Below are 26,882 nucleotides of genomic sequence, written 5' to 3'. Positions count from 1 at the left end.
TGCTGTCGTCATCGACAGGCCCCGGAGTCCGTGCCCCATCGAGGCAGGAGGACCCGGGAAGTGTTCACCGGAATCGTCGAAGAGCTGGGTGAGGTCACCGCCGTCGAGAATCTCGGCGACTCCTCCCGCTTCCGGCTCCGTGGCCCCGTCGTCACCGAAGGCGCCCGCCACGGCGACTCCATCGCGGTCAACGGCGTCTGTCTCACCGTCGTGGAGCACGAGGGCGACGAGTTCACCGCCGACGTCATGGCCGAGACCCTGAACCGATCCAGCCTCGGTGCCCTCACGGTCGGCTCCCGAGTCAACCTCGAACGCCCCACCGCCGTCGGTACCCGTCTCGGCGGCCACATCGTGCAGGGCCATGTCGACGGCACCGGCACGGTCCTGGAGCGCCGGCCCTCCGAGCACTGGGAGATCGTGAAGATCTCGCTCCCGGCGGACCTGTCGCGCTACGTCGTGGAGAAGGGCTCCATCACGGTCGACGGCATCAGCCTCACGGTCGTCGAGGCCGGAGGCGACCACTTCTCCGTGAGCCTGATCCCGACCACCCTCGAGCTGACCACCCTCGGCCTCAAGCAGCCCGGCGACCCGGTCAACCTCGAGGTCGACATCATCGCCAAGTACGTCGAGAGCCTTCTCGCCGGCCAGGGGGCCACCAAGTGAACTGGCTGAACTCCGAGGCGTTCACGCTGCTCGGCCAGCACATCAAGTGGTCCGACATGATCGGCAACGTGATCGGTCTGCTCGGCCTCGCCTTCGGCTGGCGGCGCTCCATATGGAGCTGGCCGGTGCAGTTCCTGTCCGGCCTGATCCTCTTCGCCGCCTTCGCCACGGCCCACCTCTCCGGCAGCGCCGGCAAGCAGGTCGTCGTCATGGTCGTCGCCGTCTACGGCTGGTGGCAGTGGAACCGCGGCAAGGGTCAGGCGGAGGACGGCCACATCGCACCGCGCTTCGCCACCTGGCGGGAGCGCGGCATCCTGGTCGGCGCCGCGGCCGTGGGCACCCTCGCCGTGGCCGGCCTGTTCACCGCCTTCCCGACACTGTCGTGGGACCCGTGGCCGGACGCGTACATCTTCGTCGGCACGATCGTCGCCATGTACGCCCAGGCCCGCGGCATGGTCGAGTTCTGGTTCGCCTGGCTGCTCGTCGACGCCGTCGGCGTCCCGCTCAACTTCGCCAACGGCTTCGCCTTCTCCGGATTCGTCTACGTCATCTACGGCGCACTCGTCCTGTGGGGCATGCGCGACTGGTGGCTGCGCTCCCGCAGGGCCGCGCGGCCCGTCCTGGAAGGAGCCGCCGTATGAGCACGGCGCCGATTCTGTACAGCACGGACACCATCGAGGACTTCGCGCTCGACCCGGTCGAGCAGGCCATCGCGGACATCGCGGCCGGCCGCCCGGTCGTGGTCGTCGACGACGAGGACCGCGAGAACGAGGGCGACCTCGTGATCGCCGCCGAGAAGGTCACCCCCGAGGTCGTCGCCTTCATGATGAGCGAGTGCCGCGGCCTGATCTGCGCCCCCATGGAGGGCGAGGAGCTGGACCGGCTCGGGCTCCCGCAGATGGTCGACGAGAACAACGAGTCGATGAAGACCGCCTTCACGGTCTCCGTCGACGCCTCCGCCGCCCACGGCGTGACCACCGGTATCTCCGCCTCCGACCGCGCCACCACACTCCAGCTGCTGGCGAGCGGCACGGCGGAGCCCTCGGACTTCGTGCGCCCCGGCCATGTCTTCCCGCTGCGCGCCAAGCCCGGCGGCGTCCTGGTCCGCAACGGCCACACCGAGGCCGCCGTCGACCTCGCCCGGCTCGCGGGACTGCGCCCGGCCGGCGCCATCGTTGAGATCGCCGGCGAGGACGGCCACATGTTGCGGCTGCCCGAGCTGATCCCGTTCGCCCGCAAGCACGGCCTGACGATCATCTCCATCGAGGACCTGATCGCCTACCGCCGCACCTCGGACGAACCGACCGTCCGCCGCGAGGCAGAGGTGCGGCTGCCCACCGCCCACGGCACCTTCACGGCGTACGGCTACCGGTCCACCGTCGACGGCGTCGAGCACGTCGCCCTCGTCCACGGCGAGATCGGCGACGGCGAGGACGTTCTGGTCCGGGTCCACTCCGAGTGCCTCACCGGAGACGTCTTCGGCTCCGCCCGCTGCGACTGCGGTCCCCAGCTGGAGGCGTCCCTGCGACGCATCCAGGCCGAGGGCCGGGGCGTGGTCGTCTATCTGCGCGGCCACGAGGGACGCGGTATCGGACTGATGTCCAAGCTGCGCGCGTACGAACTCCAGGAGCGCGGCCGTGACACCCTGGACGCCAACCTGGAGCTGGGCCTGCCCGCCGACGCCCGGGACTACGCCGCCGGCGCCCAGATCCTCAAGGACCTCGGCGTGCGCAGCGTGCGCCTGATGACCAACAACCCGGAGAAGACCGACGCCCTGCTGCGCCACGGCCTCGAGGTCACCGCCCGGGAACCGATGCCCGTCCAGGCGGGTGAACACAACCTCCGCTACCTGCGCACCAAGCGGGACCGGATGGGGCACGACCTGCCCTGGCTGGACACGACCGCCGTGTCCGCCTGCGGCACCCAGTAACAGAGCACTGAGGAGAGACGTGAGCGGCAAGGGTGCACCGGAGCTGTCCGTACGCAACGTGAGCGACCTGCGGGTCGCCGTCATCGCGGCACAGTGGCACGACAAGGTGATGGACGGTCTGGTCGACGGCGCCCTGCGCGCCCTGCGGGAGCTGGGGATCGACGAGCCGACCCTGCTCAGGGTCCCCGGCAGCTTCGAGCTTCCGGTCGCGGCGAAGGTCCTCGCGGGCCGGGGGTACGACGCGATCGTCGCCCTCGGTGTCGTCATCCGCGGCGGCACCCCCCACTTCGACTACGTGTGCCAGGGTGTGACCCAGGGTCTGACCCAGGTCTCCGTGGAGACCGGCGTCCCCGTCGGGTTCGGGGTGCTGACCTGCGACACGGAGGAGCAGGCCCTGGACCGCGCGGGCCTCGAGGGCTCCAACGAGGACAAGGGGCACGAGGCGGTGACGGCGGCGGTGGCGACGGCCGCCACGCTCCGCTCAGTATCTGAACCCTGGCACTGAGGTACGGCCCTCAGCGCGTAGGGTTAGGACCACCATGTCCAAGAAGACGTTCGAGGAGCTCTTCACCGAGCTCCAGCACAAGGCCGCCCACGGCGATCCCGCCACCTCCCGTACCGCCGAGCTGGTCGGCAAGGGCGTCCATGCCATCGGCAAGAAGGTCGTCGAAGAGGCCGCCGAGGTCTGGATGGCCGCCGAGTACGAGGGCAAGGAGGCGGCCGCCGAGGAGATCTCCCAGCTTCTGTACCACGTCCAGGTGATGATGGTGGCGCGCGGGATCTCCCTGGACGACGTCTACGCCCACCTCTGAGCCGTAAACCGAATATCCGTACACCCATACGCACGAACGAAGGAAGCCGACCTCATGCTGCGCATCGCCGTCCCCAACAAGGGTTCACTGTCCGGCCCTGCGGCGGAGATGCTGCATGAGGCCGGCTACCAGCAGCGCCGGGAGTCCAAGGAGCTGAGGATCGTCGACCCGGAGAACGAGGTCGAGTTCTTCTACCTCCGCCCCCGCGACATCGCGATCTACGTCTCCTCCGGCCGCCTCGACATCGGCATCACCGGCCGTGACCTGCTCATCGACTCCGGCGCCAACGCCGAGGAGATCCTCCCGCTCGGCTTCGCCCGCTCCACCTTCCGCTACGCCACCAAGCCCGGCACGGCGAAGGGCGTGGAGGACCTCAACGGCATGACGATCGCCACCTCCTACGAGGGCATCGTCGCCAAGCACCTCGCCGACAACGGCATCGACGCCGCCGTCGTCCACCTGGACGGCGCGGTGGAGACCGCCATCCAGCTCGGCGTCGCCGAGGTCATCGCGGACGTCGTCGAGACCGGCACCTCGCTGCGCAACGCAGGCCTGGAGGTCATCGGCGAGCCGATCATGAAGTCCGAGGCGATCGTCGTCCGCCGTACCGGCGCCGACGCCGAAGAGCCCAAGGTCCAGCAGTTCCTGCGCCGCCTCCAGGGCGTCCTGGTGGCCCGGACGTACGTGATGATGGACTACGACTGCCGCGTCGAGCAGCTCGAGAAGGCCGTCGCCCTCACCCCGGGCCTGGAGTCCCCGACCGTGTCGCCGCTGCACAACGAGGGCTGGGTCGCCGTGCGGGCCATGGTCCCGGCCAAGGAGGCCCAGCGGATCATGGACGACCTGTACGACATCGGCGCCCGGGCCATCCTCACCACGGCCATCCACGCCTGCCGCCTCTGAGGAACCGCGCACCGATGTCGGACCTGCCCACCCTTCCCGTCACCTTCAGGCCGGGCCGTACCCGCGCCGTGCTGCTGACCGCGGGCGTCGCGATACTCGTCGTGATCACCACGGTCGCGCTGCTGCTGGACCAGCTCACCACCGGGGAACGCCTCAGCTTCATCCTCACGGCGGCCCTTCTCTTCGGAGTGCTGCTCCTGCTCGCCCGGCCCAAGGTCGTCGCAGAGGAGAGAGGGGTCACCGTCGTCAACATCGCCAGCCGCCGTCAGCTGGACTGGGCGGAGATCGTGCAGGTCAACCTGCGTCCCGGCGATCCCTGGGTGTTCCTGAACCTCAGCGACGGCACCAGCCTGCCCGCCCTCGGCATCCAGCCGGGCATCGCCAAGAAACGCGCGATCGAGGACGCACACACCCTCCGGGCGCTCGCCGAGGCCCGCTCCACGGCCCATCCCGAGCGACATCAGGGCTGACTCGGGGACGTCCACCCTGCCGCACAGGGCGGAGTCTTGATTAATCTGGTGGCAGAGGCGCTTGCGTGGCGCCTCCGCCCCTGAGGTTCCACCCGGTGCTCAGGGGTTCCTGCTACCCGAGGAGTGACTCCCTCCGGCGATGGACGGATCGTCCTGTAGTACCTGCGCCGCCCCCTGCCGACATAGCGCGGACCGTGTCCGTGTGAACGCGGAGGCGGCGGCATCATGACCATCCCCTTGCTGCTCCTCGGGGCGGCGTTCCTGCTGATTCTCGCCAACGGTTTCTTCGTGGCGGCCGAGTTCGGGCTCGTCACGGTCGAGCGCCCGGACGCCGAGCGGGCCGCGGCCGAGGGCGACCGGCGTGCCCGTACGGTCGTCGAGTCGCTCAGGGAGCTGTCCTTCCAGCTCTCCGGCACCCAGCTCGGCATCACCATCACCTCGCTCGTCGTCGGCATGCTCGCCGAACCGGCGCTCGCCGAGCTGCTGCACGCCCCGTTCGCGCTGATCGGGCTCCCCGAGGGCGCCGCGAGCGGTGTCGCGGTCGTCGTCGGCATGCTGCTCGCCTCGGCCGCGCAGATGGTGATCGGTGAACTCGTCCCCAAGAACTGGGCGGTGTCCCGGCCCCTCCAGGTCGCCCGCTTCGTCGCGGGCCCGCAGCACCTGTTCTCCCGGCTGTTCCGGCCGGTCATCGCGGCTCTGAACGCGGTCGCGAACCGCCTGGTGCGGGCCTTGGGCGTGGAACCCGCCGAGGAGCTGGCCTCCGCCCGCACCCCGGGTGAACTGGTTTCGCTGGCCCGCCACTCCGCGCAGGCCGGCGCACTGGAACAGGACACGGCCGACCTGTTCGTCCGCACGCTGTCCCTGGGCGAGCTGACCGCCCAGCACGTCATGACCCCGCGAGTGCGGGTGAGCGCGCTGCAGTCCTCCGCCACCGCGCAGGACGTGGTCAACCTGACCCGGGCCACCGGCCTGTCCCGCTTCCCCGTCTACCACGACAAGATCGACGAGATCGTCGGCATGGTCCACCTCAAGGACGCCCTCGCGGTGCCCTCCCACGAACGGCTGCGCACCCCCGTCACCCGGATCGCCCAGGCACCGCTGCTGGTCCCGGAGACGCTGCCCGTGCAGCCCCTCCTGGAGCTGCTGCGCAGCCAGCAGCCCATCGCCGTCGTCGTCGACGAGTACGGCGGCACGGCCGGCGTCGTCACCCTGGAGGACATCGTCGAGGAACTGGTCGGCGAGGTGCGCGACGAGCACGACGGCCTCTACCTGCCGGAACTCGCCGTCGCGCTGCCCGAGGACGGGCGCCCCGCGTGGGACGCCGACGGAAGCTGCCGCGTCGACGTCCTGAAGCGGATAGGCCTGGACGTGCCCGAGGGGCCGTACGAGACCGTGGCCGGACTGGTCGCCGACCTGCTGGGCCGGATCCCCGCCCCCGGTGACCGGGCGGAGCTGCCGGGCTGGCGGCTCACCGTCCGCCAGGTCGGCCACTACCGCGCCGAGCGCGTCAGGCTCGTGAAGCTCGCGGACGCTCCCGCGCCGGCCGCGGAGGCGGTGCGATGAGCCTGCTCCAACTCCTGTTCGCGGCGCTTCTGGTGCTCGTCAACGGGTTCTTCGTCGGCGCCGAGTTCGCGCTCGTGTCCGTGCGCCGCAGCCAGATCGAGCCGCTGGGGACCGCCCGTGCGCGGCAGGTGCTGTACGGCCTCGAACGGCTGCCGCAGATGATGGCCGCGGCCCAGTTCGGGATCACCGTGTGCTCCCTGACCCTGGGCGCCGTCGCCGAGCCGACCGTGGCGCATCTGCTCGAACCGGTGTTCACTGCGGCGCGCATCCCCGACGACTTGGTCCACCCGCTCGGCTATGTGATCGCACTCGCGGCGGTCGTCTTCTTCCACCTGGTGATCGGCGAGATGGTGCCGAAGAACCTGGCGATGGCGGCCCCGGAGAAGGCCGCGCTGTGGCTGAGCCCGGGCCTGGTGGCGTTCGCGCGGCTGTGCCGCCCGGTCACGGTCGCGCTGAGCGCGTGCGCCCGGGTGATCCTCAAGCTGTTCCGCGTCGAACCGAAGGACGAGGTCGAGGCCGCCTTCACCAGTGAGCAGCTCAACCAGCTCGTGGAGGACTCCGGCCAGGCCGGCCTGCTCGACCCCGAGGAGGCGGAGCGCCTCGAGGACGCCCTGGAGCTGGGCTCGCGCCCGGTCACGGACGTGCTCCTGGACCCGGACCTGCTGGTGACGGTCGAGCCGACGGTGACCCCGGGCGAGGTCGTGGCGCTCACCGCGCGCACGGGCTACTCACGCTTCCCCGTGGTCGCGGGGAGCGGTGCCTTCATGGGGTATCTGCACGTCAAGGACGTCCTCGACCTGGAGGAATCCGAACGGGCGGTGCCGCAGCAGCTGTGGCGGCCCATGACGACGCTCGCGGCGGAGCTCCCGCTGGACGACGCGCTCACGGTGATGCGCCGGGCGGCCACCCATCTGGCCCAGGTGGCGGACACCTCCGGCCGCGTCCTGGGTCTGGTCGCGCTGGAGGACGTACTGGAACTCCTGGTCGGTGAGGTCAGGGACCCGGCGCACCGGGAGGCTCCCCCTCAGCCGCGCATGGCGGAACCGAAGGAAGCGGTACCGAGCTGAGGAGGGCCCCGCGCCTCGTCCAGGGGCGCGGGGCCCTGTCGGCAGGCGGCCCTGTCGACAAGCCGCTCTGCCGCGATGAGGGTCCGCCTGTTCGAGTGAAGCCGAGAACTCGGGGGAGCGACGAGCCACGACGAAACCGCAGCCGCAGAGGCGCGGGCTCGAACGAATTGCGGGCGGCGCTACAACCCCGAAGGATCCTGCGGCCCTCGGCCGGACAGGACCTCCCCATAGGCCTGCATCAGATCCGGCAATCTTAATGTCGACAAGTCGTCCCGCGACGGCATCCCCGGGTAGCCGCTCAGCCGCAGATCCCGATAAGCGCAACTCTTCTCGTACAGCGTCCGCAGGAACCGCCCGTTCCCGAGCTCGTCGATCCACCCCTGGTCCACCACATGCCCGGCGATCGACCGAAGCTCCTCCAGGGCCTCCTCGTCCCAGACGTCCCCGTTCTCGGCGGCCAGCACCTCGCCGATCGCCGTCAGTTCCAAGGGACGGTACGAGGGGAAATCGACCCGCGTGGTGAAGCGTGAGGACAGTCCAGGGTTCGCCGCCAGCAGCCGGTCCATCCCCTCGGGATACCCCGCGAGGATCACCACCAGGTGGTCCCGGTTGTCCTCCGCCCGCTTCAGCAGCACCTGAAGCGCCTCGTCCCCGTAGGCGTCCCCCTTGCCGTACCCGGAGTTGGACAGCGAGTACGCCTCGTCCACGAACAGGACGCCGCCGATCGCCGAGTCGATCAGCTCGTTCGCCTTCACCGCCGTCTGGCCCAGGTACTCGCCCACCAGGTCCGCCCGCTGCGCCTCCACCAGGTGGTCGCCGCCGAGCAGGCCGAGCGCGTAGAAGACCCGGCCCAGGATCCTCGCCACGGTCGTCTTGCCGGTGCCGGAGGGCCCCGAGAACACGAAGTGCCGTTTCGGCGGCTGCACGGGTAAGCCCTGGCCGGCCCGCAGCCGGGCCATGTTCAACTGCGCCGACAGCGCCTTGACCTGGCGCTTGACCGGTTCCAGACCGACCATCCGCTCCAGCTCGGCCAGCGCCTCCTCCAGCAGTGCCGGATCCGTGGGTCCGGCCGGCCACGACTGCGCCGGTACCGAGGCGGCCTTCTCGCGCACGAGGTCGCCCTGTGCCGGCAGCGGACCCGTCGGCGGCGGTTCGGGATCGGACAGCTTCACGTCCCTGCCCTCGGCGCCGAAGAGCGGATCCAGACCGTCCGGTGCCTCCAGCGTGTCGCCGCCTCCGGCGAGCGCCATCGCCGTCAGGTCGGTCGGGTCGTCGTACCCGTCCCCCTCGGCGATCGCGGCGAGCCGGGCCGAGGTGTCCATGAACGCCGGGTCCACCCGGTGCACGGCCCGGTAGAGGGGGAGCGCGGCGGCCGAGCGTCCCGTGCCCTCGTGCGCCCGGGCCAGCCAGTACCGCAGCTCCTTGCGCTGCGGCTGCTCGCTGCGGCAGCGCATCAGGGCGGTGGCGAGCAGCGGCTCGGCCTGTCGGTACATCTCCAGACGGACCCGGGCCATACCGCCGAACAGTCCGGCCTCTATACCGAGCATGGGATCGTCGATCAGCGGATCGGTGTGGCGGACCAACTGCTCCCAGTCCTTGACCAGGTAGGCCCGGCAGGCGTGCAGAAAGCGCACCTGGGGGTCGGTGTCGACCGGCGGCAGACCGGCCAGCGCGCGGTCCAGCTCCGGGACGTGGCGGCCGTCCAGCCAGTGCGAGGCGTGCGCGAGCAGCAGGTCGCGCGGGCTCTCCAGGACCGGCTGCACCCACCAGCCGAGCCAGTACCAGGAGTTGAGGCCGCGCCGGTGCCGCGCCCGCTGCTCTCCGAAGCGGTCGCGGTGGCGGTACATCCTCAGCAGCGCGGTCGTCGTGTCGACCCGCAGCGCGTGCAGCCCGAGCCAGCCGTCGGCCATCCCGGGATCCATCCGGACCGCGGCGCGGAACTCCTCCTCCGCCTGCGGATAGGCGCCCATCGTGTAGGCGTCGACCCCTCGCAGCCAGGCGAGGTCGGCCGGGGCTTGAGGGCCCTGCGTGCCGAAGTCCATCACGTCCCCCACAAACCGTGCCCCCGTTGGTTCACCGCCGGGCCCGTGCCCGTCGGCCGCCTTGCTCGAACCGCTGTGCTGCGGACCGGAGTTGCCACGGTGCGCAGAGCAGCGTCCGAACGTCGCACCGAGAGGCATCGTACCTGCGGGGGAGGGGCGTACGAAGGGTGCCGCACGGGCCGTTCGGCGAGGTGGGAGCAGAGGAGTCGCCCGGCGCGTCGTGACCGAGGGTGAGCGGATCACGCCTCTTGGCGCCCTGACAAGGTGCTCAGAGCAGAACGAAGCCCCCGATCACGGGGGAACAACCGGGGGCTTCGCGTCTGGGTGCGACTGCGAAAGCCGCACATTGAGAACGTAAGACCTGTACGGCTCCCCGGTCAAGCCGACTTGGGGCACTCGGGGAAGTTGCCCGGCGAGGGTCTTCACCAGTTCAGCACACTGCCGATGGGTCGTCACTGTGGGTGAGATCCTGGTCCGGATCAGGAAGCCCGGCCGGCCCGGAAAACACCTCATATCCCTCAGGCTTCTGATGCACCAGGAGGTTGGCGTGGGGTCGCGAGGGATCCTCGGCGAAGTGCCGGCGCTCCGCTTCGACCCAGCCGTCCCAGAACGCGCGTTGTTCCTCGCCGTCCCGGGCCCGCCCGCGCGTCCACGCCTCCTCGTGCGCCAGGTCCATCCACAGCAGCCGGGCGAGATGCGGGCGCAGCACCCGGCGGCCGGCGCCCACCCCCTCGATCAGGATCACTGGGGCGGGCGGCAGCGCACGGGCGGGACCGAAGCGCCGTGCGCGCCAGTCGTAGGGCCGGTAGTGCGCGGTCCGGCCGTGGCCGAGCGGCTCGATCACCTCCCGCAGCAGCCTGTCCGTCCAGGAGAACAGCTCCTCATGGGTGGCGATGTCGTCCAGGTGCAGCACGGGCGCTCTGCCGAGTGCGGCCGCCAGGTGCGCGGCGAACGTGGATTTCCCCGACCCGGCGTGCCCGTCGACGCCGACGAGGCGGACGGGGCCGCAGGAGGGCGGTAGGTGCTGAAGGCGGGACGCGAGTGCGTGAATGGCGATTCCCGGGCGAGAAGGTGTGTCGGCATGTTTCGGCATGTTCTCGAGGGGACAGCTTACTCGGGCAAACAGGCTGTCCCTCTTCGGGGAGAAAGCGACCTCTCTCCGGAATTTCCTCTATTTCTGGTTCGGTGTGAACGCGGGTGATTCGCCTCCCCGAATTCCCGTCTCCCATTCCCAGGAGACCGCCACAGGTCGGGACCAATATTGGTGGGCGCGTCGGCGGCCGAAGTGCTGGCAGAAGTCTGTGCGTGGCGGCCATAGTTGGCGCACACCGTGCGTCCGAACCGCTGCTTGAAGGACTCCTGGGGGTCACCCACCGATGACCAGAGCTTCAGAGCCGTCCCGCAGAACCATCCTCGCCGCGGCGGCCGCCGCGGCCACGGCGGCCGGCACCGCGGGCCCGGCGGCCGCGGCCACGCCGACCGCCCGGTCGACGAAAGCATCCCCGAGCCCCGTGGACCACCACGCCTGGACCTCGTACCCCGACTGGCGAAGCGGCACCGCGCAGGGCGTCCGCGCCGTCGCCGGCGTCCGCCCCGGCCTGGTGATCACCACGCCCGCCGGTCGTACCGACTACACCGACCCGCACACCGGAAAGTCAGCCACCTGGGAGTACGCCACCTGGACCTCCCCGGGGCACCGCCTCGCCGTTCCGGCCACCGAACTCGTCGCCTCCTGGAACGCGCAGACCCCGGCCGGCACATGGCTCCAGGTCGAGGTGAAGGGCACCTACTCCGACGGCACGGACACCCCCTGGTACGTGATGGGCCGCTGGGCGGCCGGCGACCAGGACATCCGCCGCACCTCCGTGGACGGCCAGAGCGATGGCAGGAGCAACATCTGGACCGACACCTTCGCCATCGCCGATCCCGCCTCGGGCCTGCGCCTGGCGTCGTACCGCCTGCGCCTGACCCTGTACCGCACACCGGGCACACGGATCACGCCGACTGTGTGGCGGCTCGGAGCCATGGGCTCCGACATCCCCGACCGGTTCACCGTCCCGGCCTCCACACCCGGGCTCGCCGAGGAACTGCTCGTCCCGCGCTACTCGCAGGAGATCCACAAGGGCCAGTACCCGGAGTACGACAACGGCGGCGAGGCCTGGTGCAGCCCCACCTCCTCCCAAATGATCATCGAGTACTGGGGACGGAGGCTCACCCCCGAACAACTGTCCTGGGTCGATCCGTCCTACGCGGACCCGCAGGTCTGCCACGCGGCCCGGTTCACCTACGACCACCAGTACCAGGGCTGCGGCAACTGGCCCTTCAACGCGGCCTACGCGGCGACGTTCGAGGACCTGCAGGCAGTGGTCACCCGGTTGACCTCGCTCACCGACCTGGAGACGCTGATCGCTGCGGGCATCCCGGTCATCACCTCGCAGTCGTTCCTGAAGGAGGAGCTGACCGGGGCGGGGTACGGGACAGCGGGGCATCTGATGACCGTGATCGGGTTCACCGCCGACGGCGACGTGATCGCGAACGACCCGGCGTCGCCGAGCGACGAGGCGGTGCGGCGCGTGTACCGGCGGCGGGAGTTCGAGAACATCTGGTTGCGCACCAAGCGGTACAACGCCTCCGGCAAGGTCACCTCCGGCACCGGCGGCGTCTGCTACCTGTACTTCCCGGCCCGTCCCACCTCCGGCCAGCGCAGGGCGCTGGCGGCGGTGGGTGTCCGCTGACGCGCCCACCGGCAACCCGGCGGCACATATCCCGACAGCGCCCGACTCCGCGATCCACTCCGCCGATCAGAGTCGAACATGCTGGTGGTGTCATTCTGCAATACTGCCGATGTCCCGCCGGTAGTTGGAGACTTGGGCCGAAATTGAAGAGCAGTCAACAGCGAGGTGCCGTGCGCCCCCAGGTGCGCGGCACCGATCGCTCCCTGGCGCGCCGCGCCGAACTCATCGCCATCGGACGGAAGTTATTCGCCGACACGTCCTACGACACGCTGTCGATGGACGACATCGCGCGCCACGCCCAGGTGGCGAAAGGGCTCATCTACTACTACTTCAAATCGAAACGCGGCTATTACCTCGCCATTGTCGAGGATTCGGTGGCCGACCTGGTGACCTCCGCGGCCACCGGCCTGGACCTGCCGCCGGTGGAACGGGTGCACCGCACCATCGACCGCTATCTGCACTACGCCGAGCACAACCAGGCCGCCTACCGCACGATCGTCAGCGGCGGTGTGGGCTTCGACGCACAGGTCCATGCCATCCGGGACGGGGTGCGCGAGGCCATCCTCACCACGATCGCCGAGGGGGCGTACGGGCGGCGCGACATCGCTCCGCTGGTGCGCACGGGACTGCTCGGCTGGGTGTGCGGCGTGGAGGGCGTGACCCTGGACTGGATCGACCGCCCGGTAGTGTCCCGCGACACGATGTGCGACCTGCTCGCCAAGACGCTGGGAGGCACCCTGCGGGCGATCGAGGAACTGGAACCCGCGTACACGGCCCCGCCTCCGGCCCGCAGGCCGACCTGACCGCACCGGGAGGACTGACCGATCTCCGAGCGGTCCCGTCCGGGTGCCGGCCAGGCCGTCACGGGCAGGTCCACGGGGAGGCCGTCACGGACAGGTCTGCGGCAGGCGGGGACGGCCTCGGCACGAGGCCCCTCCGTCGCATGTCGATCACGCCTCGGCACGGCATCCGCTTTCTTGAAGTAAGCGGTCGTTAACCGGTGACGCCATGCCTCCGATCGGGCATACTCCAAGCGCCACAGCCGCTGGTCAGCCGCCTCCGCGACCCGGAGCGACGAGCATCGGCCAGGCTCAGTGAGACCCGGCGGCGCCGCCCCACCCAAGGCGCATGTCCGCCGAAGTGCCCAAGAGGGAGGAGAGCGTCGCCATGCCCGACCGCGCCCCGCAGCCGGTGGACCGACAACTGCCCACGGACGAGGCCCGGGATCTGATCTCGCTCGTCCGCGACATCGCGCGGCAGGAGATCGCCCCGAAGGCGGCCGAGGAGGAACACTCCGGGCACTTCCCGCGCGAGACCTTCCGCCTGCTCTCCGACTCCGGACTGCTCGGCCTGCCGTACGACTCCGAGTACGGCGGTGGTGACCAGCCCTACGAGGTCTACCTGCAGGTCCTCGAGGAGCTGGCCGCGGCCCGCCTCACCGTCGGCCTCGGCGTCAGCGTCCACACCCTGTCCTGCCATGCCCTCGCGCACTACGGCACCAAGGAACAACAGCTGGAACACCTGCCCGCGATGCTCGGCGGGGGCCTTCTGGGCGCCTACTGCCTCTCCGAGCCGTCGTCCGGGTCGGATGCCGCGTCCCTGCGGACCAAGGCGGTCCGGGACGGCGACCACTGGGTGATCAACGGCACCAAGGCATGGATCACTCACGGAGGCATCGCCGACTTCTACACGGTGATGGCGCGCACCGGTGAGGAGGGCCCCCGCGGGATCACTGCGTTCCTGGTCCCCGGCGACGCCGAGGGACTGAGTGCCGCGGCGCCCGAGAAGAAGATGGGCATGAAGGGGTCGCCCACCGCACAGGTCCACTTCGACGGGGTGCGCGTGCCCGAAGCACGGCGCATCGGCGACGAGGGACAGGGCTTCGCGATCGCGCTGTCCGCGCTCGACTCCGGGCGGCTCGGCATCGCGGCCTGCGCCATCGGCCTGGCCCAGGCGGCGCTGGACGAGGCCGTCGCGTACGCCACCGAGCGCCGGCAGTTCGGACGGCCGATCTCGGACTTCGAGGGGCTGCGCTTCCTGCTCGCCGACATGGCGACGCAGATCGAGGCGGGCCGGGCGCTGTACCTGGCGGCGGCACGGCTGCGCGACGCCGGGCGGCCGTTCGCCAAGCAGGCGGCCATGGCGAAGCTGCACTGCACCGACACGGCGATGAAGGTCACCACCGACGCCGTCCAGGTGCTCGGCGGGTACGGCTACACCCTGGACTTCCCGGTCGAGCGCTATATGCGGGAGGCCAAGGCGCTGCAGATCGTCGAGGGCACGAACCAGATCCAGCGCATGGTCATCGCCCGTCACCTCGCTGGTCCCGAGTCCCGCTGAACGACTCCTGGCCCGCCGTGAGCCGGCGCGGGCCGGCCGGGGGCGCCGCGAGCCGCACCCACTCCGGGTCGTGACGCCCGGGGAGCGTGCGCCCGCGGTCGGCCCAGGTGCGCATCAGTGCGCGGTAGATGGGCGGATCCTGCGGCTGCGGCGGCGGCAGTGTCGCCGCCGGTACCGGAATGAACACCGGCCGCCGGGGTCCGGTCGCCGAATAACTGGGGCTCATACAGGGAGCAACGCCCCGAAGCCCGCCGAGGTCACCGGCCCCGCTAATCGAGCGTGAGTTCCGTGGCGGACCGCCTGGAACCGCCGCTGCTCGCGGTGTGTCAGGCGGCCTGGCGGCGCAGTGTCGCCGTCCGGAGCGGGCGGGAACCCGGGCCGCCGACGTGCGAGAACGGCTGCGTGCGCCAGTCGAGCCCCTGAGGGAGGGTCAGCAGCAGGGCGGTGTCCTGCTGCTGGGGCTCCACGGACTCGTCCGCCGGGCGGGCGTCGGCCGCCGCGCGGCCCGTCCCGGAGCAGACCGTGAGACCGAAGGGGTTCCACGGCGAGGCGCACAGCGCGTGCTCGGGCAGGACCTCCTCGTCCGCCAGGAGCGCGATGGGCTGCGCGCAGTCCGGGCAGATCACCCGGTACATCTCGAAGGTGTCGTACGCGTCGAACTCCTCGCCGTCGAGGGCGTCGGGTTCGACGCCCTCCGGCTCGGGCTCGATGACCGGCTGCTGCCGCTTGGGCACGGTACGACCAGGGCGCTTGGAATTCTGCATGGGTTTCTCCCCCTCGGGCTGGGCCGACAAGGCGCTGCGGCCTCGACCACAGCAAGCACTTCCCGTCCCGTCTCCGGGGTAATCACGAGAGCATCGCGAAGCCGGGCCGGGCACTGTGGCGTTCGTCACATGCCAATCGCAGGTGCCCCGCGCGGCCAGCCGTCACCCGGGCGGCTCACCGACCGCTCTCACCAACATCACAAACCGGGTATGACCTGCGCTGCTGAGGTATCCGCGGAGTCAGGGCGCACTGTAGGTTCTAGCGCCATGGAGGAGCTGGACCGACAGATCGTGCAGCTGCTCGTCAAGGACGGGCGGATGAGCTACACCGACCTGGGCAAGGCCACGGGCCTGTCCACATCGGCCGTGCACCAGCGGGTGCGCCGGCTCGAGCAGCGGGGCGTCATCCGTGGGTATGCCGCCGTCGTCGACCCCGAGGCCGTCGGCCTGCCGATGACCGCCTTCATCTCGGTGAAGCCGTTCGACCCCAGCGCCCCCGACGACATCGCCGAACGCCTCGCGGGCGTCCCGGAGATCGAGGCCTGCCACAGCGTCGCGGGCGACGAGAACTACATCCTCAAGGTCCGCGTGGCCACGCCGCACGAACTGGAGGAGCTGCTCGCCCGGCTGCGGACCCTCGCGGGGGTGTCGACGCGCACCACCGTGGTCCTGTCCACCCCGTACGAGGCACGGCCGCCCCGGATCTGAGCGACCTGCCTGCGGAGCGTCCCCCGCCAGGGGCGACACTGTTGCCCATGAGTGAGCGCACCGCCGAGCCCAAGACCGTCCTCCTGCGCCGTGGAGAGGTCCACAGCCCCGCCGATCCCTTCGCCACCGCGATGGTCGTGGAGGCCGGACATGTCGCCTGGGTCGGTTCCGAGGGCGCGGCCGACGCCTTCGCGGACGGCGTCGACGAGGTGATCGACCTCGACGGCGCCCTCGTCACTCCCGCGTTCACCGACGCCCACGTGCACACCACCGCCACCGGCCTCGCGCTCACCGGCCTCGACCTGTCCGGCGCCCCGTCCCTGGGGGGCGCCCTCGCCCTCGTACGGGACTTCGCCGCCGCCCGGCCGGACGACCGGGTGCTGCTCGGCCACGGCTGGGACGCCGCACGCTGGCCCGAACGTCGGGCGCCCCGCCGCGAAGAGCTCGACGAGGCCACCGGCGGGCGTCCCCTGTATCTCAGTCGCATCGACGTCCACTCGGCCGTCGTCACCACCGCCCTGCTGGACCTCACCCCGGGCGTGCGTGACAAGTCCGGCTTCACGGACGGCGAGCCGCTGACCCGCGACGCCCACCACGCCGTACGGGCCGCCGCGTTCGCCGCGGTCACCCCCGCCCAGCGCACCGAGGCCCAGCGCACCGCCCTCGCCCACGCCGCCTCCCTCGGCATCGGCTCGCTCCACGAGTGCGCCGGCCCGGAGATCTCCTCCGAGGACGACTTCACCGGGCTGCTGCGCCTCGCCGCCGAGGAGCCCGGGCCGCGCGTCGTCGGCTACTGGGCCGAGCAGGACGTCACCAAGGCCCGGGAACTGGGTGCACTCGGCGCCGCGGGCGACCTCTTCGTCGACGGCGCTCTCGGCTCGCACACCGCGTGTCTGCACCAGCCGTACGCGGACGCCGCCCACACCGGCACCGCCTACCTGGACGCCGCCGCGGTCGCCGCGCATGTCGTCGCGTGCACCGAGGCCGGACTCCAGGCGGGGTTCCACGCCATCGGCGACGCCGCCGTCACGGCCGTGGTGGAAGGAGTGCGGGCCGCCGCCGAGAAGGTGGGCCTGGCCCGGATCCGCGCCGCCCGCCACCGCGTCGAGCACGTCGAGATGCTCACGCCCGAGACCGTCGCGGCCTTCGCCGAACTGGGCCTGACCGCCTCCGTCCAGCCCGCCTTCGACGCGCTGTGGGGCGGCGAGGACGGCATGTACGCCGAGCGCCTCGGCATCGAACGGGCCCGCACGCTGAACCCGTTCGCGGCCCTGCTGCGCGCAGGCGTCCCGCTGGCGTTCGGATCCGACAGCCCGGTGACCCCCCTCGACCCCTGGGGCACGGTCCGCGCGGCGGCGTTCCACCGCACCCCCGACCACCGGGTCTCCGTACGCGCCGGATTCACCGCGCACACGCGCGGCGGCTGGCGGGCGATCGGACGGGACGACGCAGGGGTGCTGGTGCCGGGCGCCCCCGCGGACTACGCCGTGTGGCGCACCGACGCACTCGTCGTCCAGGCCCCCGACGACCGGGTGGCCCGCTGGTCCACCGACCCCCGCTCCGGCACCCCCGGACTGCCCGATCTCACCCCCGGGACCGACCTTCCCGTCTGCCTGCGCACCGTGGTCGGAGGCAGGGCCGTGTTCGTAGGGCCGGGCGAGTGATCTCCCGGGGTGGCGCGGCGGCGACGGGCCTTCAGAACTCCGTCGCGCGACCTGCGTATCCTCCGCTGCGACCAGGCTCTTCGCCGAAGACCCGCAGGTGGGGCGGCTATTGACAGTAAGGCGCGGAGGGCCGGTAGGTTCGGCCGGGTCCACCACAGAATCGTCCGACCGGGGAAACCTTCGCGCAGTCGCCCGAGCGCCGCTGGGTCAGGGATGGTGTGCCGCGTCGGCGCATCGCCACTGGGAGCCAGGCTCAGCGCCCGCGCCACGGCGAGGGCGCCGTTCCCTGGTCGGCAGGGTGCGACCCGGGTGGGGCCCGGACGTCCAGTAGACAACGGCTTTCGGTCGATCCGCAGCCAGCGGGTCCCAGGTCGGCCCGAAGGGCGCCGGGCCCCGATCCGCAGCCGCCCGGGGCGTGGCAAGCCCTGGACCCGCTGTCGAAACCCCGTGGGCATTCGGTACGACCGGCCGGTCGACGCCATCGGTGCGCCGGGCATTCTTACCCGAACCTTATGGAATCGACACCTCCAAACGAACCCGCTGTGGCGGAGGCACGTGCCGCGACCACTATGGTGGACCTCTGCGTACGGATGTGAAGGGGCAGCAGTGAACCACGGCGACGGGACCCTCGGGGCATCGGCCCAGGGCAAGCAGTTCGGTCCGCTCGGCACCGCCTTGGTGATCATTCCGACCTACAACGAGGCGGAGAACATCAAGACGATCGTCGGCCGAGTGCGGTCGGCGGTGCCCGAGGCGCATGTCCTCGTGGCCGACGACAACAGCCCCGACGGCACCGGCAAACTCGCGGACGAACTCGCGGCGGAGGACGATCACGTCCACGTCATGCACCGCAAGGGCAAGGAAGGGCTGGGCGCCGCGTACCTCGCCGGCTTCCGCTGGGGTCTGGAGCGCGACTACGGCGTCCTCGTCGAGATGGACGCCGACGGCTCCCACCAGCCGGAGGAACTGCCGCGCCTGCTGACCGCGCTCAAGAGCGCGGACCTGGTGCTCGGCTCCCGGTGGGTGCCGGGCGGACGGGTCGTGAACTGGCCCAAGTCCCGCGAGTTCCTCTCCCGCGGCGGCAGCACCTACTCGCGTCTGGCCCTCGGCCTGTCGCTGCGCGACATCACCGGCGGCTACCGCGCCTTCCGCCGTGAGACTCTCGAGGGCCTCGGCCTCGACCAGGTGGCCTCGCAGGGCTACTGCTTCCAGGTCGACCTGGCGCGCCGCGCGGTCAAGGCCGGGTTCCACGTCGTCGAGGTGCCGATCACGTTCGTGGAGCGCGAGCTCGGCGACTCGAAGATGAGCCGGAACATCGTCGTGGAGGCGCTGTGGCGCGTCACGGCGTGGGGGGCGGAGGAGCGCTTCGGCAAGGTCCTGGGCCGGGGCGACAAGAAGCGCCGGTAGGACAGGGGCGGCGTCACGGGCGCCGCTGACGCCCCTTATCCCGCACTGAGCCGGGTCCGGGCACACTGGGAGCATGACGACTGGCGCTTCGACCTCTCCCCACACCACGACCCGGCCCCGGCGCTCCCGGTTGCGCACCGTTCTGCCGCTGGGCGTCGCCGCGTGGCTGGTGCTGGAGATCTGGCTGTTGACCGTGGTCGCCGGTGCGACCGGCGGGTTCACGGTCTTCCTGCTGCTGGTCGCAGGCCTGGTTCTCGGCTCGGTGGTCATCAAGCGGGCGGGCCGTCGCGCCTTCCGGAACCTGAACGAGGCGCTGCAGAGGGGCGGCTCCCCCTCGAAGACCGGCGGCAACGGCCTGATGATGCTCGGCGGCCTGCTGCTGATGCTGCCGGGCCTGATCTCCGACGCGGCGGGCCTGCTCCTGCTGCTTCCGCCGGTCCAGACGGCGGTCGGCCGATACGCGGAGCGCACGATCGACCGCAAACTCCGCCAGTCCCCGTACGGCAGCTTCGGTGACGCCTTCCAGCAGGCTCGGATGCACCGCCCCGACGGGAAGATCGTTCAGGGTGAGGTCATCAGGGACGACCCCGCGGACACGCAGGGGGAGCCCCGCCCGCCCCTGCCCCGCTGAATTCTCCGGGGCACCGGAAACCGACCAGCGGCCACCGTGAACAAAGCAGTGGGCGCCGTACGTCACGAAGACGTACGGCGCCCGTCGATATCTGGCGCGCGGTGTCCCGCCCGCCCCCGGAGGGACTACGCGGACTTGCGGCTGTCCCGCGGATGCACCGCGATGTTCATCGCCCCGGACCGCAGAACCGCGAGACGCTCCTCGAGGACCTCTTCGAGCTCCTCACGGGTGCGCCGCTCCATCAGCATGTCCCAGTGCGTACGCGCGGGCTTCGCCTTCTTCTCCTCCGGACCTTCGCCGTCCACAAGGAGCGCCTGGGCACCGCAGACCTTGCACTCCCACTCCGGCGGGATCTCCGCCTCGACCGAGAAGGGCATCTCGAACCGGTGCCCCTTCTCGCATGCGTACTCCACGGCCTGGCGCGGAGCCAGGTCGATGCCGCGGTCCGTCTCGTAGCTGGTCACCACGAGGCGCGTGCCGCGAAGAGCTCGCTCACTCATGAATCGTGCCTCCCGGGCTTGTCGCCCACAGGACAGGTGTCGCTGTCGTCGTCATCCGGTCAACGTCCGGTCGGCGGTAAAGATTCCCGTTCCGAGTCCCGTTCCGGGTCATGCGTCGCCGTCGTAGCCGCCCCTTGTTGTACCCACCGGCGCCCGGTTTGTCACATCTGCTAGCAGATGTCACCCAGCGTTTCGGCTCCTTTGACGCGCAGTAACGGTACGCCTGGCAGGCCAAACGCGTACACTACCGCCCTTTGTGCTCGGACGCTAAATCCTCTCGGGTACCGGATTGCCCGCGTCGCGCACCGCCTCGCGCACCGGAACCCGGGCCAGCAGCACGAACCCGAGGGCGAAGAACCCCACGAGCGAGATGATCGCGTCCCGGTAGCTTCCCGTCAGCTGGTACGTGATCCCGAACAGGAGGGGGCCCAGCCAGCTCATGCCGCGGTCGCTCATCTCGTAAGCGGAGAAGTACTCGGCCTCCTTGCCGGGCGGGACCAGGTGTGAGAAAAGCGACCGGGACAGTGCCTGGCTTCCACCGAGGACCAGCCCGATGCAGGCCGCCAGTGCGAAGAACCCGGCCGGCGCGCCCGCGGGCAGGAAATAACCGGCGGCGAGCGTCGCCGTCCAGGCCACCAGCGAGCCGAGGACGGTCCGCTTGGCGCCGTACGTCCGGGCCAGTCGACCCATGCCCAGCGCGCCGCCCACCGCCAGCACCTGCACCAGCAGCACGGCGGTGATCAGCGTCGACTGGCCGAGGCCCAGCTCCTGGGAGCCGTAGACCGACGCCTGTGAGATCACCGTCTGGATGCCGTCGTTGTAGATGAGGTACGCCAGCAGAAAGGAGAGGGTGAGGGGGGTGCGGCGCATGTCCCGGACCGTGGCGGCCAGTTGCCGCCAGCCGTGCACCGGCGCACCCGGGGACGTCGTACGGCGGTCGCGCAGGCGCCTGAGCGGGATCAGCGTGAAGGCGCCCCACCACAGGCCCGCCGAGGCCAGGCAGATGCGGACCGCCGTCGACTCCGAGACGCCGAAGGAGTCGTGGGCCGTGAACAGGACCAGGTTCGCGATCAGGACCAGCGAACCGGCCGCGTAGCCGAAGGCCCAGCCGCGCGAGGAGACCGCGTCACGCTCCTCGGGTGGGGCGATCAGCGGCAGATACGAGTTGTAGACCACCATCGAGACGGCCACCGACGCGTTCGCGACGATCAGCAGCAGGCCGCCGAGCAGATACCGGTCACCGTCCAGGAAGAACAGGCCCGCCGTGGCCGAGGCGCCCAGGTACGCGCACAGAGCGAGCAGCGGCTTCTTGCGGCCGGTGCGGTCGGCCGCCGCGCCCGCGAGCGGCATCACGAGAATCGCCACGACGACCGAGGCCGAGACGCAGTAGGCGAAGAACGAGCCGGCGCGCACCGGAACGCCCAGTGGGTGGACGTATCCGTCCGCGTCCGCCGCCGACTTGGCCACCGAGGTGAGATAGGGGCCGAGGAACACGGTCAGCACGCTCGTCGAATAGACCGAGCACGCCCAGTCGTAGAAGTACCAGCCGCGTTGTTCGCGCCGCCGCTCGGCGGCCTCGTCGCCGGCCTGTGCCCGCACGGTGTCGGTGCCCACCCGTGCCCTCGCTTCCCCGTGGAACGTGATCGCGCGCGGGGCGTTCAGACCCAGGTGCCCCGTTCTTCGAGGACCTTGCGCAGTGTGTCGATGTGATCGGTCATGATGCCATCCACTCCCAGGTCCAGGAGCCGGTGCATGCGATCGGGTTCGTTGATCGTCCACACGTGCACCTGCAGTCCGAGCGCGTGGGCGGTGCGCACGAAGCGGTGGTCGACCACGGGGACGCCCGACTGGGACTCCGGCACCTGGGCGGCGACCGCCGAGCGGCGCACCGCCGTCGGAATGCCCCAGGAGCGCAGGCGCAGGTTGAGGACGCCGCGGGTGCCGTAGGACGTCGCCAGGCGCGGTCCGGCCAGGCGCTGGGCGCGCACCACGCGTGCCTCGGAGAACGATCCGACGCAGATCCGGTCCCAGGAGTCGGTGCGCTCGACGAGGTCCAGCAGGGGTCGCAGCGCGGGCTCCGTCTTGACGTCCACGTTCCAGCGCACCTCCGGGAACTCCTCCAGCGCGTCCTCGAAGAGGGGCACCGGCTCGCTGCCCGCCACGCGCGCGTGCCGCACGTCCTCCCAGGGCAGGTCCGCTATCCGGCCCGCGCCGTCGGTCACCCGGTCCAGGGTCGCGTCGTGGAAGGCCACCAGCTTTCCGTCGGCCGTGGCGTGCACGTCCGTCTCGATGTAGCGGTAGCCCGCCGCCACCGCGCGCCGGAACTGCGCCATGGTGTTCTCCAGGCCGTGGGCCGCCCCGCCCCGGTGGGCGAAGGCGATCGGGCCCGGATGGTCGAGGTACGGGTGGCGTATGAGGGTGGTCACTGACGCAGTATCGCGCGCTCCGGTTGCCCGGCGGCAACGACCGTGCTGCGCCCCGATGCCGCGGGGGCGGCGAACACGCGCAGGAAGAACTGGGCGAGCGGTCCGATGGACAGCGCGTACACGACGGTGCCGACCCCGACGGTGCCGCCGAGGGCGAAGCCGGTCGCGACGACGGTGATCTCCACGGCCGTGCGGATGAGCCGGATCGAGCGGCCCGTGCGCCGGTGCAGTCCGGTCATCAGGCCGTCACGCGGGCCGGGACCGAAGTCGGCGGCGATGTAGAGGCCGGTCGCCACGCCGTTCAGCGCCACGCCCGCGACCAGGAGGGGCACGCGGACGGCCAGGGAGTGCACTTCGGGGAGCACGGCCAGGGTGGCGTCCATGGCGAAACCGATCACCAGGACGTTGGAGACGGTGCCGAGTCCCGGACGCTGCCTCAGCGGGATCCACAGCAGCAGGACGGTCGCTCCCACGATCGTCAGTACGACACCCATGCTGAGACCGGTGAGCTCGGACAGACCCTGGTGCAGGACGTTCCACGGCTCCAGGCCGAGGCCCGCCTTGACCAGGAGGGCGGAGCTCGCGCCGTAGAGTGCGAGACCGGCGTAGAGCTGGAGGAGCCGCCGCCCGGGACGACTCCTCATGGACTTGTCAATGGACGGTTCGCTCGGCGAGTCGGCAGACAAAACGTGCCCCCCTGTGGTGGTAGTGGCCTGGCGCATGTCACTCTGTGGCTTGGAATGCGAAGCCATCCATGGCCAATTCCGGGAAGGTGGACTGGGAATCATGGCGCATTGGACCTCGGCGGTGGGCGCGGCACAGCTGGCCCGGCTGCTCACCTCCCAGCAGGACCGTCCCGCGGGCCCCGGCAGCCGGCGTCCGCCCGCCTATCGGGCGCTCGCGGACGGCATCCGGTTGCTCGTGCTGGAGGGCCGGGTACCGGTCGCCGCCCGGCTGCCCGCCGAGCGGGAGCTGGCGCTCGCCCTGTCGGTGAGCCGTACCACGGTCGCGGCCGCGTACGAGGCGCTGCGCACCGAGGGGTTCCTGGAGTCCCGCCGCGGAGCGGGCAGCTGGACCGCCGTTCCGGCCGGGAATCCGCTGCCGGCGCGCGGCCTGGAACCCCTCCCGCCCGAGGCGCTCGGCTCGATGATCGACCTGGGCTGTGCGGCACTGCCCGCGCCCGAGCCCTGGCTCACCCGTGCCGTGCAGGGTGCTCTGGAGGAACTGCCGCCGTACGCGCACACGCACGGCGACTACCCGGCAGGCCTGCCCGCGCTGCGGTCCATGCTCGCCGACCGCTACACGGCGCGCGGCATCCCGACCATGCCCGAGCAGATCATGGTGACCACCGGCGCCATGGGTGCGATCGACGCGATCTGCCACCTGTTCGCCGGGCGCGGTGAGCGCATCGCCGTCGAGTCGCCGTCGTACGCCAACATCCTCCAGCTGATGCGGGAGGCGGGCGCCCGGCTCGTCCCCGTCGCCATGGCCGACGGGCTCCGCGGCTGGGACCTGGACCGCTGGCGCCAGGTGCTGCGCGAGGCCGCACCGCGGCTCGCCTACGTCGTCGCCGACTTCCACAACCCGACGGGCGCGCTCGCCGACGAGGACCAGCGCCGCCGCCTGGTGGAGGCGGCCCGCTCCGCCGGGACGGTCCTGGTCGTCGACGAGACGATGAGCGAGCTGCACCTGGAGGAGGGGCTCGAGATGCCGCGCCCGGTGAGCACCTTCGACCCGGCGGGCTCGACCGTCATCACCGTCGGCTCGGCGAGCAAGGCGTTCTGGGCGGGCATGCGCATCGGGTGGGTGCGGGCCGCCCCCGATGTCATCCGCAGCCTGGTCGCGGCCCGCGCCTACGCCGACCTGGGCACTCCGGTCCTCGAGCAGCTGGCCGTGAACTGGCTGCTGAGCACGGGCGGCTGGGAGCAGGCGGTGGACCTGCGGCGCGGCCAGGCCCGGGAGAACCGGGACGCCCTGGTCGCCGCGGTGCGCAAGGAGCTGCCGACGTGGGAGTTCTCGGTGCCCCGGGGCGGCCTGACGCTGTGGGTGCGCACAGGCGGCCTGTCGGGCTCCCGTCTCGCGGAGGCCGGGGAACGGGTCGGTGTCCGCGTTCCGTCTGGGCCGCGCTTCGGCGTGGACGGGGCGTTCGAGGGCTATGTGCGACTGCCCTTCACGGTGGGCGGCGCGGTGGCGGAGGAGGCGGCGGTGCGTCTGGCGGCCGCGGCCCGCCTGGTCCAGACGGGCGCGTCCGGGCCGGCGGAGGCACCGCGGACGTTCGTGGCCTGATCAGAGGTCCGGTACGCGCTGCGGTCAGCCCTCCACGGCCAGCGCCTCCGTCGGGACCGACTCGACCGGTGCGCTGCGGTCGGCCGACTTGTCGAGGTCGATGGCAGCGCTGGGGGCGATCGGTGCGCCCGGCTCGATCGGTGGGCTGGGAGCGATCGGTTCGCTGCGGCGGGGCAGCAGGGCGAGGACCGCCTGTCGATGCTGTTCGGCGGCGGTGTCGTCGTACGGGTCCGGGGTGGCCGGTACCTGGAGGCGGTGGACCGGACCCGAGCCCAGGCGGGCGTAACCGCGGCCGGGCGGCACATCCTCGACCGGGGTGGTGTGCGGCGGCGCGCCGAGTACCGCTTCCAGCTCGGCGGGGGTCGCCGGGCCGAGCGCCACGCGGGCGCGGGTGTGCTGCAGGACCGTCTCGGTCAGGCCGTCCAGGGCGTCCACCTGCTCGGCGACCACGACCGTGACGTTCGCCGGCCGGCCGTGCCGCAGCGGCACCTGGAGCAGGCCCTGGGGATCGGCGCGTCCGTCGGCGGCGGCGAGAGGCCCGAGGACGGTCGGCCGGTCCAGCAGAATCCACAGCGGGCGCCTGACGTCGTCCGGCGGGGGGTGCCCGGCCTGCCGGGCGCGGTTGGCGGCGATCAGCCGCCGCTCCGTCTCGTGGGTCGCCCACTCCAGGCTCGCCGCCGCCCCCGCGAGCCCGGACTCCACCGCCAGCACCCCGTCCCGCCCCGTCAGGAACGCGTACTCCCCGGTGCCGCAGCCCTCGACGATCAGCACGTCCCCGTGCTGCAGCGCCTGCAGGGCGATGGAGCGCACCAGCGTCGTCGTGCCGCCGCCGGGTGTGCCCGCGATCAGTAGGTGCGGCTCGGTGCACCGCGGGCCGGTGCGCCACAGCACCGGAGGCACGTCGCGTCGCTCCTCGCCGTGGGTGAGGGGGAGCGTGCGCTGGACGCCGGTGGGGTCGGTGAAGCCGAGGACCGTCTCTCCCGGGGCGGTCACGAACCGCTGCGCGGCGATGTCGGTGGGCAGGGGAGGCAGCACGGTGACCGTCAGTTCGTTGCCCTCTTCGTCCCAGGCGAAGTGGTATTCGCGCTCCCGGCCCGACTTGGCGCGCAGGACCCGCTCGATCCGGGCCCGTGATGCGGGCTCACCGTCGGTGAAGTAAGCGGGGTACCGGATGCGGAGGCGGGAGATGCGGCCGGTGCCGTCGAACTCGCAGGAGGAGAACGCCCGGGTGAAGTCCCCACCGTGCGCGTACAGCGGAGCCGGGTCCTCGGCGGCCGAGAAGTACGGCACCAGAGCCTCGTACAGAGCGCCCAGCCGCTTGGTCTGCTCGGGGTCCGGGCCCGGGGGCGTCGGCGACCCGCTTTCCCGGCCCTTCCAGGCCGACGCCGCCATCAACGTGATGGCGGCGAGCAGCGGCCCGTACGGCACCAGCGCCACGACCAGGATCACCGAGGCCACCAGGAAGAGCAGTGGTCCGCGCCCGTCCTTCGGCGTGTCCGCCCACCTGCGCCGCCCGGCCGCGGCCAGCCGGCGCAGGCCGCGCGTGATGGTGATCAGCGGGTGGAGGACGTCGGTGGCGCCGCCGGCCGCCGCCCGCGCCAGCTCCCGGCTGCGGGCGATCCGGTCGCCGCCGTTGCTCAGAATGCGGGGGAGGGGACGCCGAGCCACGTCGTTCTCCTGGGGGTGTGTGCGGATGGGGGCCGGTTCAGAAATTGATCCCGCCCAGGAGGCCCGCGAGACTCGCACCGCCGGCCTTGATGCTCGGCGCGATGGCGGTGCTCGAGAGGTAGAACCCGAAGAGCCCGCAGGTCATCGCGTGCCGGCCCTTGAGGCCGTCCTTGCGGCAGAACAGGAAGACGATGGTGCCGAGCAGCAGGACACCCGAGATGTTCAGAATCATTTGCTCTCTCCTGGTTCACGGGGACAGTCACCATGAGTCCTTCCAGGTTCACAGAATGTATCCATACGATA

At 71.3% G+C, this 26,882-nt stretch carries 27 protein-coding genes; 17 read left to right on the top strand and 10 right to left on the bottom strand.

The annotated features are described in order from the left end of the window. Window positions 1-60 precede the first annotated feature (60 nt). The 9 genes from ACFYZE_RS30355 (at window position 61) to ACFYZE_RS30315 (ending at window position 7,408) form a co-directional block, all read left to right on the top strand. Entirely contained in the window at window positions 61-663 is a 603-nt protein-coding gene (locus tag ACFYZE_RS30355) for a riboflavin synthase (RefSeq protein ID WP_389000962.1), read from the top strand. Beyond that, window positions 660-1,304, top strand: a complete 645-nt coding sequence (locus ACFYZE_RS30350; protein WP_389000959.1) for a nicotinamide riboside transporter PnuC — start codon at window positions 660-662, stop codon at window positions 1,302-1,304. The genes ACFYZE_RS30355 and ACFYZE_RS30350 overlap by 4 nt, the downstream gene beginning before the upstream one ends. Further along, on the top strand, window positions 1,301-2,593 hold the full coding sequence (locus ACFYZE_RS30345; protein ID WP_389000956.1) for a bifunctional 3,4-dihydroxy-2-butanone-4-phosphate synthase/GTP cyclohydrolase II: 1,293 nt from the start codon (window positions 1,301-1,303) through the stop codon (window positions 2,591-2,593). Before ACFYZE_RS30350 ends, ACFYZE_RS30345 begins: the two co-directional genes overlap by 4 nt. Window positions 2,594-2,612: 19 nt before the next feature. Further along, on the top strand, window positions 2,613-3,098 hold the full coding sequence (gene ribH / locus ACFYZE_RS30340; protein ID WP_103842313.1) for a 6,7-dimethyl-8-ribityllumazine synthase: 486 nt from the start codon (window positions 2,613-2,615) through the stop codon (window positions 3,096-3,098). A 34-nt stretch (window positions 3,099-3,132) separates the two neighbouring features. Then, entirely contained in the window at window positions 3,133-3,405 is a 273-nt protein-coding gene (locus tag ACFYZE_RS30335) for a phosphoribosyl-ATP diphosphatase (protein WP_007491392.1), read from the top strand. Window positions 3,406-3,459: 54 nt separating this feature from the next. Then, window positions 3,460-4,308 carry an ATP phosphoribosyltransferase gene (gene hisG / locus ACFYZE_RS30330; protein WP_389000952.1) on the top strand — a complete coding sequence of 283 codons (849 nt, stop codon included), beginning with the start codon at window positions 3,460-3,462 and terminating at the stop codon, window positions 4,306-4,308. A gap of 14 nt (window positions 4,309-4,322) precedes the next feature. Next, complete coding sequence (locus ACFYZE_RS30325) at window positions 4,323-4,778, top strand: PH domain-containing protein (protein WP_389000949.1); 456 nt, start codon at window positions 4,323-4,325, stop codon at window positions 4,776-4,778. Between the two features lie 225 nt (window positions 4,779-5,003). Then, window positions 5,004-6,341 (top strand): hemolysin family protein, encoded by a 1,338-nt coding sequence (locus ACFYZE_RS30320; RefSeq protein ID WP_389000946.1) that lies wholly within the window; start codon window positions 5,004-5,006, stop codon window positions 6,339-6,341. Next, complete coding sequence (locus ACFYZE_RS30315; RefSeq protein WP_389000943.1) at window positions 6,338-7,408, top strand: hemolysin family protein; 1,071 nt, start codon at window positions 6,338-6,340, stop codon at window positions 7,406-7,408. The genes ACFYZE_RS30320 and ACFYZE_RS30315 overlap by 4 nt, the downstream gene beginning before the upstream one ends. A gap of 179 nt (window positions 7,409-7,587) precedes the next feature. On the opposite strand, the gene ACFYZE_RS30310 is transcribed toward ACFYZE_RS30315, so the two are convergent. Together ACFYZE_RS30310 and ACFYZE_RS30305 are read right to left on the bottom strand one after the other, a co-directional pair. Next, window positions 7,588-9,450, bottom strand: coding sequence for an AAA family ATPase (locus ACFYZE_RS30310; protein ID WP_389000940.1), 1,863 nt, complete (start codon window positions 9,448-9,450; stop codon window positions 7,588-7,590). Window positions 9,451-9,880: 430 nt separating this feature from the next. After that, on the bottom strand, window positions 9,881-10,543 hold the full coding sequence (locus tag ACFYZE_RS30305) for a uridine kinase (protein ID WP_389000937.1): 663 nt from the start codon (window positions 10,541-10,543) through the stop codon (window positions 9,881-9,883). Between the two features lie 283 nt (window positions 10,544-10,826). On the opposite strand from ACFYZE_RS30305, the gene ACFYZE_RS30300 reads away from it, so the two are divergent. From ACFYZE_RS30300 to ACFYZE_RS30290, 3 genes are all read left to right on the top strand, one after another. Further along, complete coding sequence (locus ACFYZE_RS30300; protein WP_389000934.1) at window positions 10,827-12,185, top strand: peptidase C39 family protein; 1,359 nt, start codon at window positions 10,827-10,829, stop codon at window positions 12,183-12,185. 143 nt (window positions 12,186-12,328) lie between these two features. Then, window positions 12,329-12,988, top strand: coding sequence for a TetR/AcrR family transcriptional regulator (locus tag ACFYZE_RS30295; protein WP_389000931.1), 660 nt, complete (start codon window positions 12,329-12,331; stop codon window positions 12,986-12,988). A gap of 364 nt (window positions 12,989-13,352) precedes the next feature. Further along, complete coding sequence (locus ACFYZE_RS30290) at window positions 13,353-14,525, top strand: acyl-CoA dehydrogenase family protein (RefSeq protein WP_389001074.1); 1,173 nt, start codon at window positions 13,353-13,355, stop codon at window positions 14,523-14,525. On the opposite strand, the gene ACFYZE_RS30285 is transcribed toward ACFYZE_RS30290, so the two are convergent. Together ACFYZE_RS30285 and ACFYZE_RS30280 are read right to left on the bottom strand one after the other, a co-directional pair. Further along, the gene (locus ACFYZE_RS30285; protein ID WP_389000928.1) at window positions 14,488-14,751 is read right to left on the bottom strand and encodes a hypothetical protein; all 264 of its coding nucleotides are present in this window, start codon (window positions 14,749-14,751) and stop codon (window positions 14,488-14,490) included. The two genes, ACFYZE_RS30290 and ACFYZE_RS30285, sit on opposite strands and share 38 nt — an antisense overlap. A 100-nt stretch (window positions 14,752-14,851) precedes the next feature. Then, on the bottom strand, window positions 14,852-15,289 hold the full coding sequence (locus ACFYZE_RS30280; protein ID WP_389000926.1) for a hypothetical protein: 438 nt from the start codon (window positions 15,287-15,289) through the stop codon (window positions 14,852-14,854). A gap of 267 nt (window positions 15,290-15,556) precedes the next feature. On the opposite strand from ACFYZE_RS30280, the gene ACFYZE_RS30275 reads away from it, so the two are divergent. The 4 genes from ACFYZE_RS30275 (at window position 15,557) to fxsA (ending at window position 19,699) form a co-directional block, all read left to right on the top strand. Further along, entirely contained in the window at window positions 15,557-15,997 is a 441-nt protein-coding gene (locus ACFYZE_RS30275) for an Lrp/AsnC family transcriptional regulator (RefSeq protein ID WP_020138156.1), read from the top strand. Between the two features lie 47 nt (window positions 15,998-16,044). Further along, the gene (locus ACFYZE_RS30270) at window positions 16,045-17,661 is read left to right on the top strand and encodes an amidohydrolase (protein WP_389000923.1); all 1,617 of its coding nucleotides are present in this window, start codon (window positions 16,045-16,047) and stop codon (window positions 17,659-17,661) included. 606 nt (window positions 17,662-18,267) lie between these two features. Further along, window positions 18,268-19,068, top strand: coding sequence for a polyprenol monophosphomannose synthase (locus ACFYZE_RS30265; protein ID WP_389000920.1), 801 nt, complete (start codon window positions 18,268-18,270; stop codon window positions 19,066-19,068). A 73-nt stretch (window positions 19,069-19,141) separates the two neighbouring features. Beyond that, window positions 19,142-19,699 (top strand): FxsA family membrane protein, encoded by a 558-nt coding sequence (gene fxsA, locus ACFYZE_RS30260; RefSeq protein WP_389000917.1) that lies wholly within the window; start codon window positions 19,142-19,144, stop codon window positions 19,697-19,699. 125 nt (window positions 19,700-19,824) lie between these two features. Here the strand turns inward: fxsA and ACFYZE_RS30255 are convergent, their stop codons facing one another. The 4 genes from ACFYZE_RS30255 to ACFYZE_RS30240 all read right to left on the bottom strand — a co-directional run bounded on the left by ACFYZE_RS30255 (window position 19,825) and on the right by ACFYZE_RS30240 (window position 23,347). After that, on the bottom strand, window positions 19,825-20,199 hold the full coding sequence (locus tag ACFYZE_RS30255) for an RNA polymerase-binding protein RbpA (RefSeq protein ID WP_099500427.1): 375 nt from the start codon (window positions 20,197-20,199) through the stop codon (window positions 19,825-19,827). A gap of 267 nt (window positions 20,200-20,466) precedes the next feature. Further along, on the bottom strand, window positions 20,467-21,813 hold the full coding sequence (locus ACFYZE_RS30250; protein ID WP_389000914.1) for an MFS transporter: 1,347 nt from the start codon (window positions 21,811-21,813) through the stop codon (window positions 20,467-20,469). A gap of 44 nt (window positions 21,814-21,857) precedes the next feature. Then, the gene (locus tag ACFYZE_RS30245; RefSeq protein WP_389000911.1) at window positions 21,858-22,625 is read right to left on the bottom strand and encodes a glycerophosphodiester phosphodiesterase; all 768 of its coding nucleotides are present in this window, start codon (window positions 22,623-22,625) and stop codon (window positions 21,858-21,860) included. Further along, window positions 22,622-23,347, bottom strand: coding sequence for a YitT family protein (locus ACFYZE_RS30240; RefSeq protein ID WP_389000908.1), 726 nt, complete (start codon window positions 23,345-23,347; stop codon window positions 22,622-22,624). Before ACFYZE_RS30240 ends, ACFYZE_RS30245 begins: the two co-directional genes overlap by 4 nt. Window positions 23,348-23,411: 64 nt before the next feature. Here ACFYZE_RS30240 and ACFYZE_RS30235 point away from each other — a divergent pair, with 64 nt between their 5' ends. Next, window positions 23,412-24,911 carry a PLP-dependent aminotransferase family protein gene (locus ACFYZE_RS30235; RefSeq protein ID WP_389000905.1) on the top strand — a complete coding sequence of 500 codons (1,500 nt, stop codon included), beginning with the start codon at window positions 23,412-23,414 and terminating at the stop codon, window positions 24,909-24,911. Between the two features lie 24 nt (window positions 24,912-24,935). Here the strand turns inward: ACFYZE_RS30235 and ACFYZE_RS30230 are convergent, their stop codons facing one another. Both ACFYZE_RS30230 and ACFYZE_RS30225 read right to left on the bottom strand, forming a co-directional pair. Continuing rightward, window positions 24,936-26,579, bottom strand: coding sequence for a hypothetical protein (locus ACFYZE_RS30230; RefSeq protein WP_389000902.1), 1,644 nt, complete (start codon window positions 26,577-26,579; stop codon window positions 24,936-24,938). Between the two features lie 37 nt (window positions 26,580-26,616). Then, window positions 26,617-26,811 (bottom strand): hypothetical protein, encoded by a 195-nt coding sequence (locus ACFYZE_RS30225; protein WP_263228856.1) that lies wholly within the window; start codon window positions 26,809-26,811, stop codon window positions 26,617-26,619. Window positions 26,812-26,882 lie beyond the last annotated feature (71 nt).

Origin of the sequence: Streptomyces sp. NPDC001796 (assembly GCF_042892355.1) — a bacterium.
Lineage (GTDB): Bacteria > Actinomycetota > Actinomycetes > Streptomycetales > Streptomycetaceae > Streptomyces.
The sequence above is the reverse complement of the archived record's forward strand: the minus strand, read 5'-3'. Positions and strand labels throughout refer to the sequence as shown.

Excerpts from the sequence above, each read along its gene's own strand:
- ACFYZE_RS30240 (WP_389000908.1), bottom strand. The coding sequence starts at position 23,347 with ATGCGCCAGGCCACTACCACCACAGGGGGGCACGTTTTGTCTGCCGAC.
- ACFYZE_RS30325 (WP_389000949.1), top strand. The coding sequence starts at position 4,323 with ATGTCGGACCTGCCCACCCTTCCCGTCACCTTCAGGCCGGGCCGTACC.
- ACFYZE_RS30290 (WP_389001074.1), top strand. The coding sequence starts at position 13,353 with ATGCCCGACCGCGCCCCGCAGCCGGTGGACCGACAACTGCCCACGGAC.
- ACFYZE_RS30275 (WP_020138156.1), top strand. The coding sequence starts at position 15,557 with ATGGAGGAGCTGGACCGACAGATCGTGCAGCTGCTCGTCAAGGACGGG.
- ACFYZE_RS30335 (WP_007491392.1), top strand. The coding sequence starts at position 3,133 with ATGTCCAAGAAGACGTTCGAGGAGCTCTTCACCGAGCTCCAGCACAAG.
- ACFYZE_RS30345 (WP_389000956.1), top strand. The coding sequence starts at position 1,301 with ATGAGCACGGCGCCGATTCTGTACAGCACGGACACCATCGAGGACTTC.
- ACFYZE_RS30285 (WP_389000928.1), bottom strand. The coding sequence starts at position 14,751 with ATGAGCCCCAGTTATTCGGCGACCGGACCCCGGCGGCCGGTGTTCATT.
- ACFYZE_RS30280 (WP_389000926.1), bottom strand. The coding sequence starts at position 15,289 with ATGCAGAATTCCAAGCGCCCTGGTCGTACCGTGCCCAAGCGGCAGCAG.
- ACFYZE_RS30300 (WP_389000934.1), top strand. The coding sequence starts at position 10,827 with ATGACCAGAGCTTCAGAGCCGTCCCGCAGAACCATCCTCGCCGCGGCG.
- hisG (WP_389000952.1), top strand. The coding sequence starts at position 3,460 with ATGCTGCGCATCGCCGTCCCCAACAAGGGTTCACTGTCCGGCCCTGCG.
- ACFYZE_RS30315 (WP_389000943.1), top strand. The coding sequence starts at position 6,338 with ATGAGCCTGCTCCAACTCCTGTTCGCGGCGCTTCTGGTGCTCGTCAAC.
- ACFYZE_RS30235 (WP_389000905.1), top strand. The coding sequence starts at position 23,412 with ATGGCGCATTGGACCTCGGCGGTGGGCGCGGCACAGCTGGCCCGGCTG.
- ACFYZE_RS30305 (WP_389000937.1), bottom strand. The coding sequence starts at position 10,543 with ATGCCGAAACATGCCGACACACCTTCTCGCCCGGGAATCGCCATTCAC.
- ACFYZE_RS30270 (WP_389000923.1), top strand. The coding sequence starts at position 16,045 with ATGAGTGAGCGCACCGCCGAGCCCAAGACCGTCCTCCTGCGCCGTGGA.
- fxsA (WP_389000917.1), top strand. The coding sequence starts at position 19,142 with ATGACGACTGGCGCTTCGACCTCTCCCCACACCACGACCCGGCCCCGG.
- ACFYZE_RS30255 (WP_099500427.1), bottom strand. The coding sequence starts at position 20,199 with ATGAGTGAGCGAGCTCTTCGCGGCACGCGCCTCGTGGTGACCAGCTAC.
- ACFYZE_RS30225 (WP_263228856.1), bottom strand. The coding sequence starts at position 26,811 with ATGATTCTGAACATCTCGGGTGTCCTGCTGCTCGGCACCATCGTCTTC.
- ACFYZE_RS30320 (WP_389000946.1), top strand. The coding sequence starts at position 5,004 with ATGACCATCCCCTTGCTGCTCCTCGGGGCGGCGTTCCTGCTGATTCTC.
- ACFYZE_RS30310 (WP_389000940.1), bottom strand. The coding sequence starts at position 9,450 with ATGGACTTCGGCACGCAGGGCCCTCAAGCCCCGGCCGACCTCGCCTGG.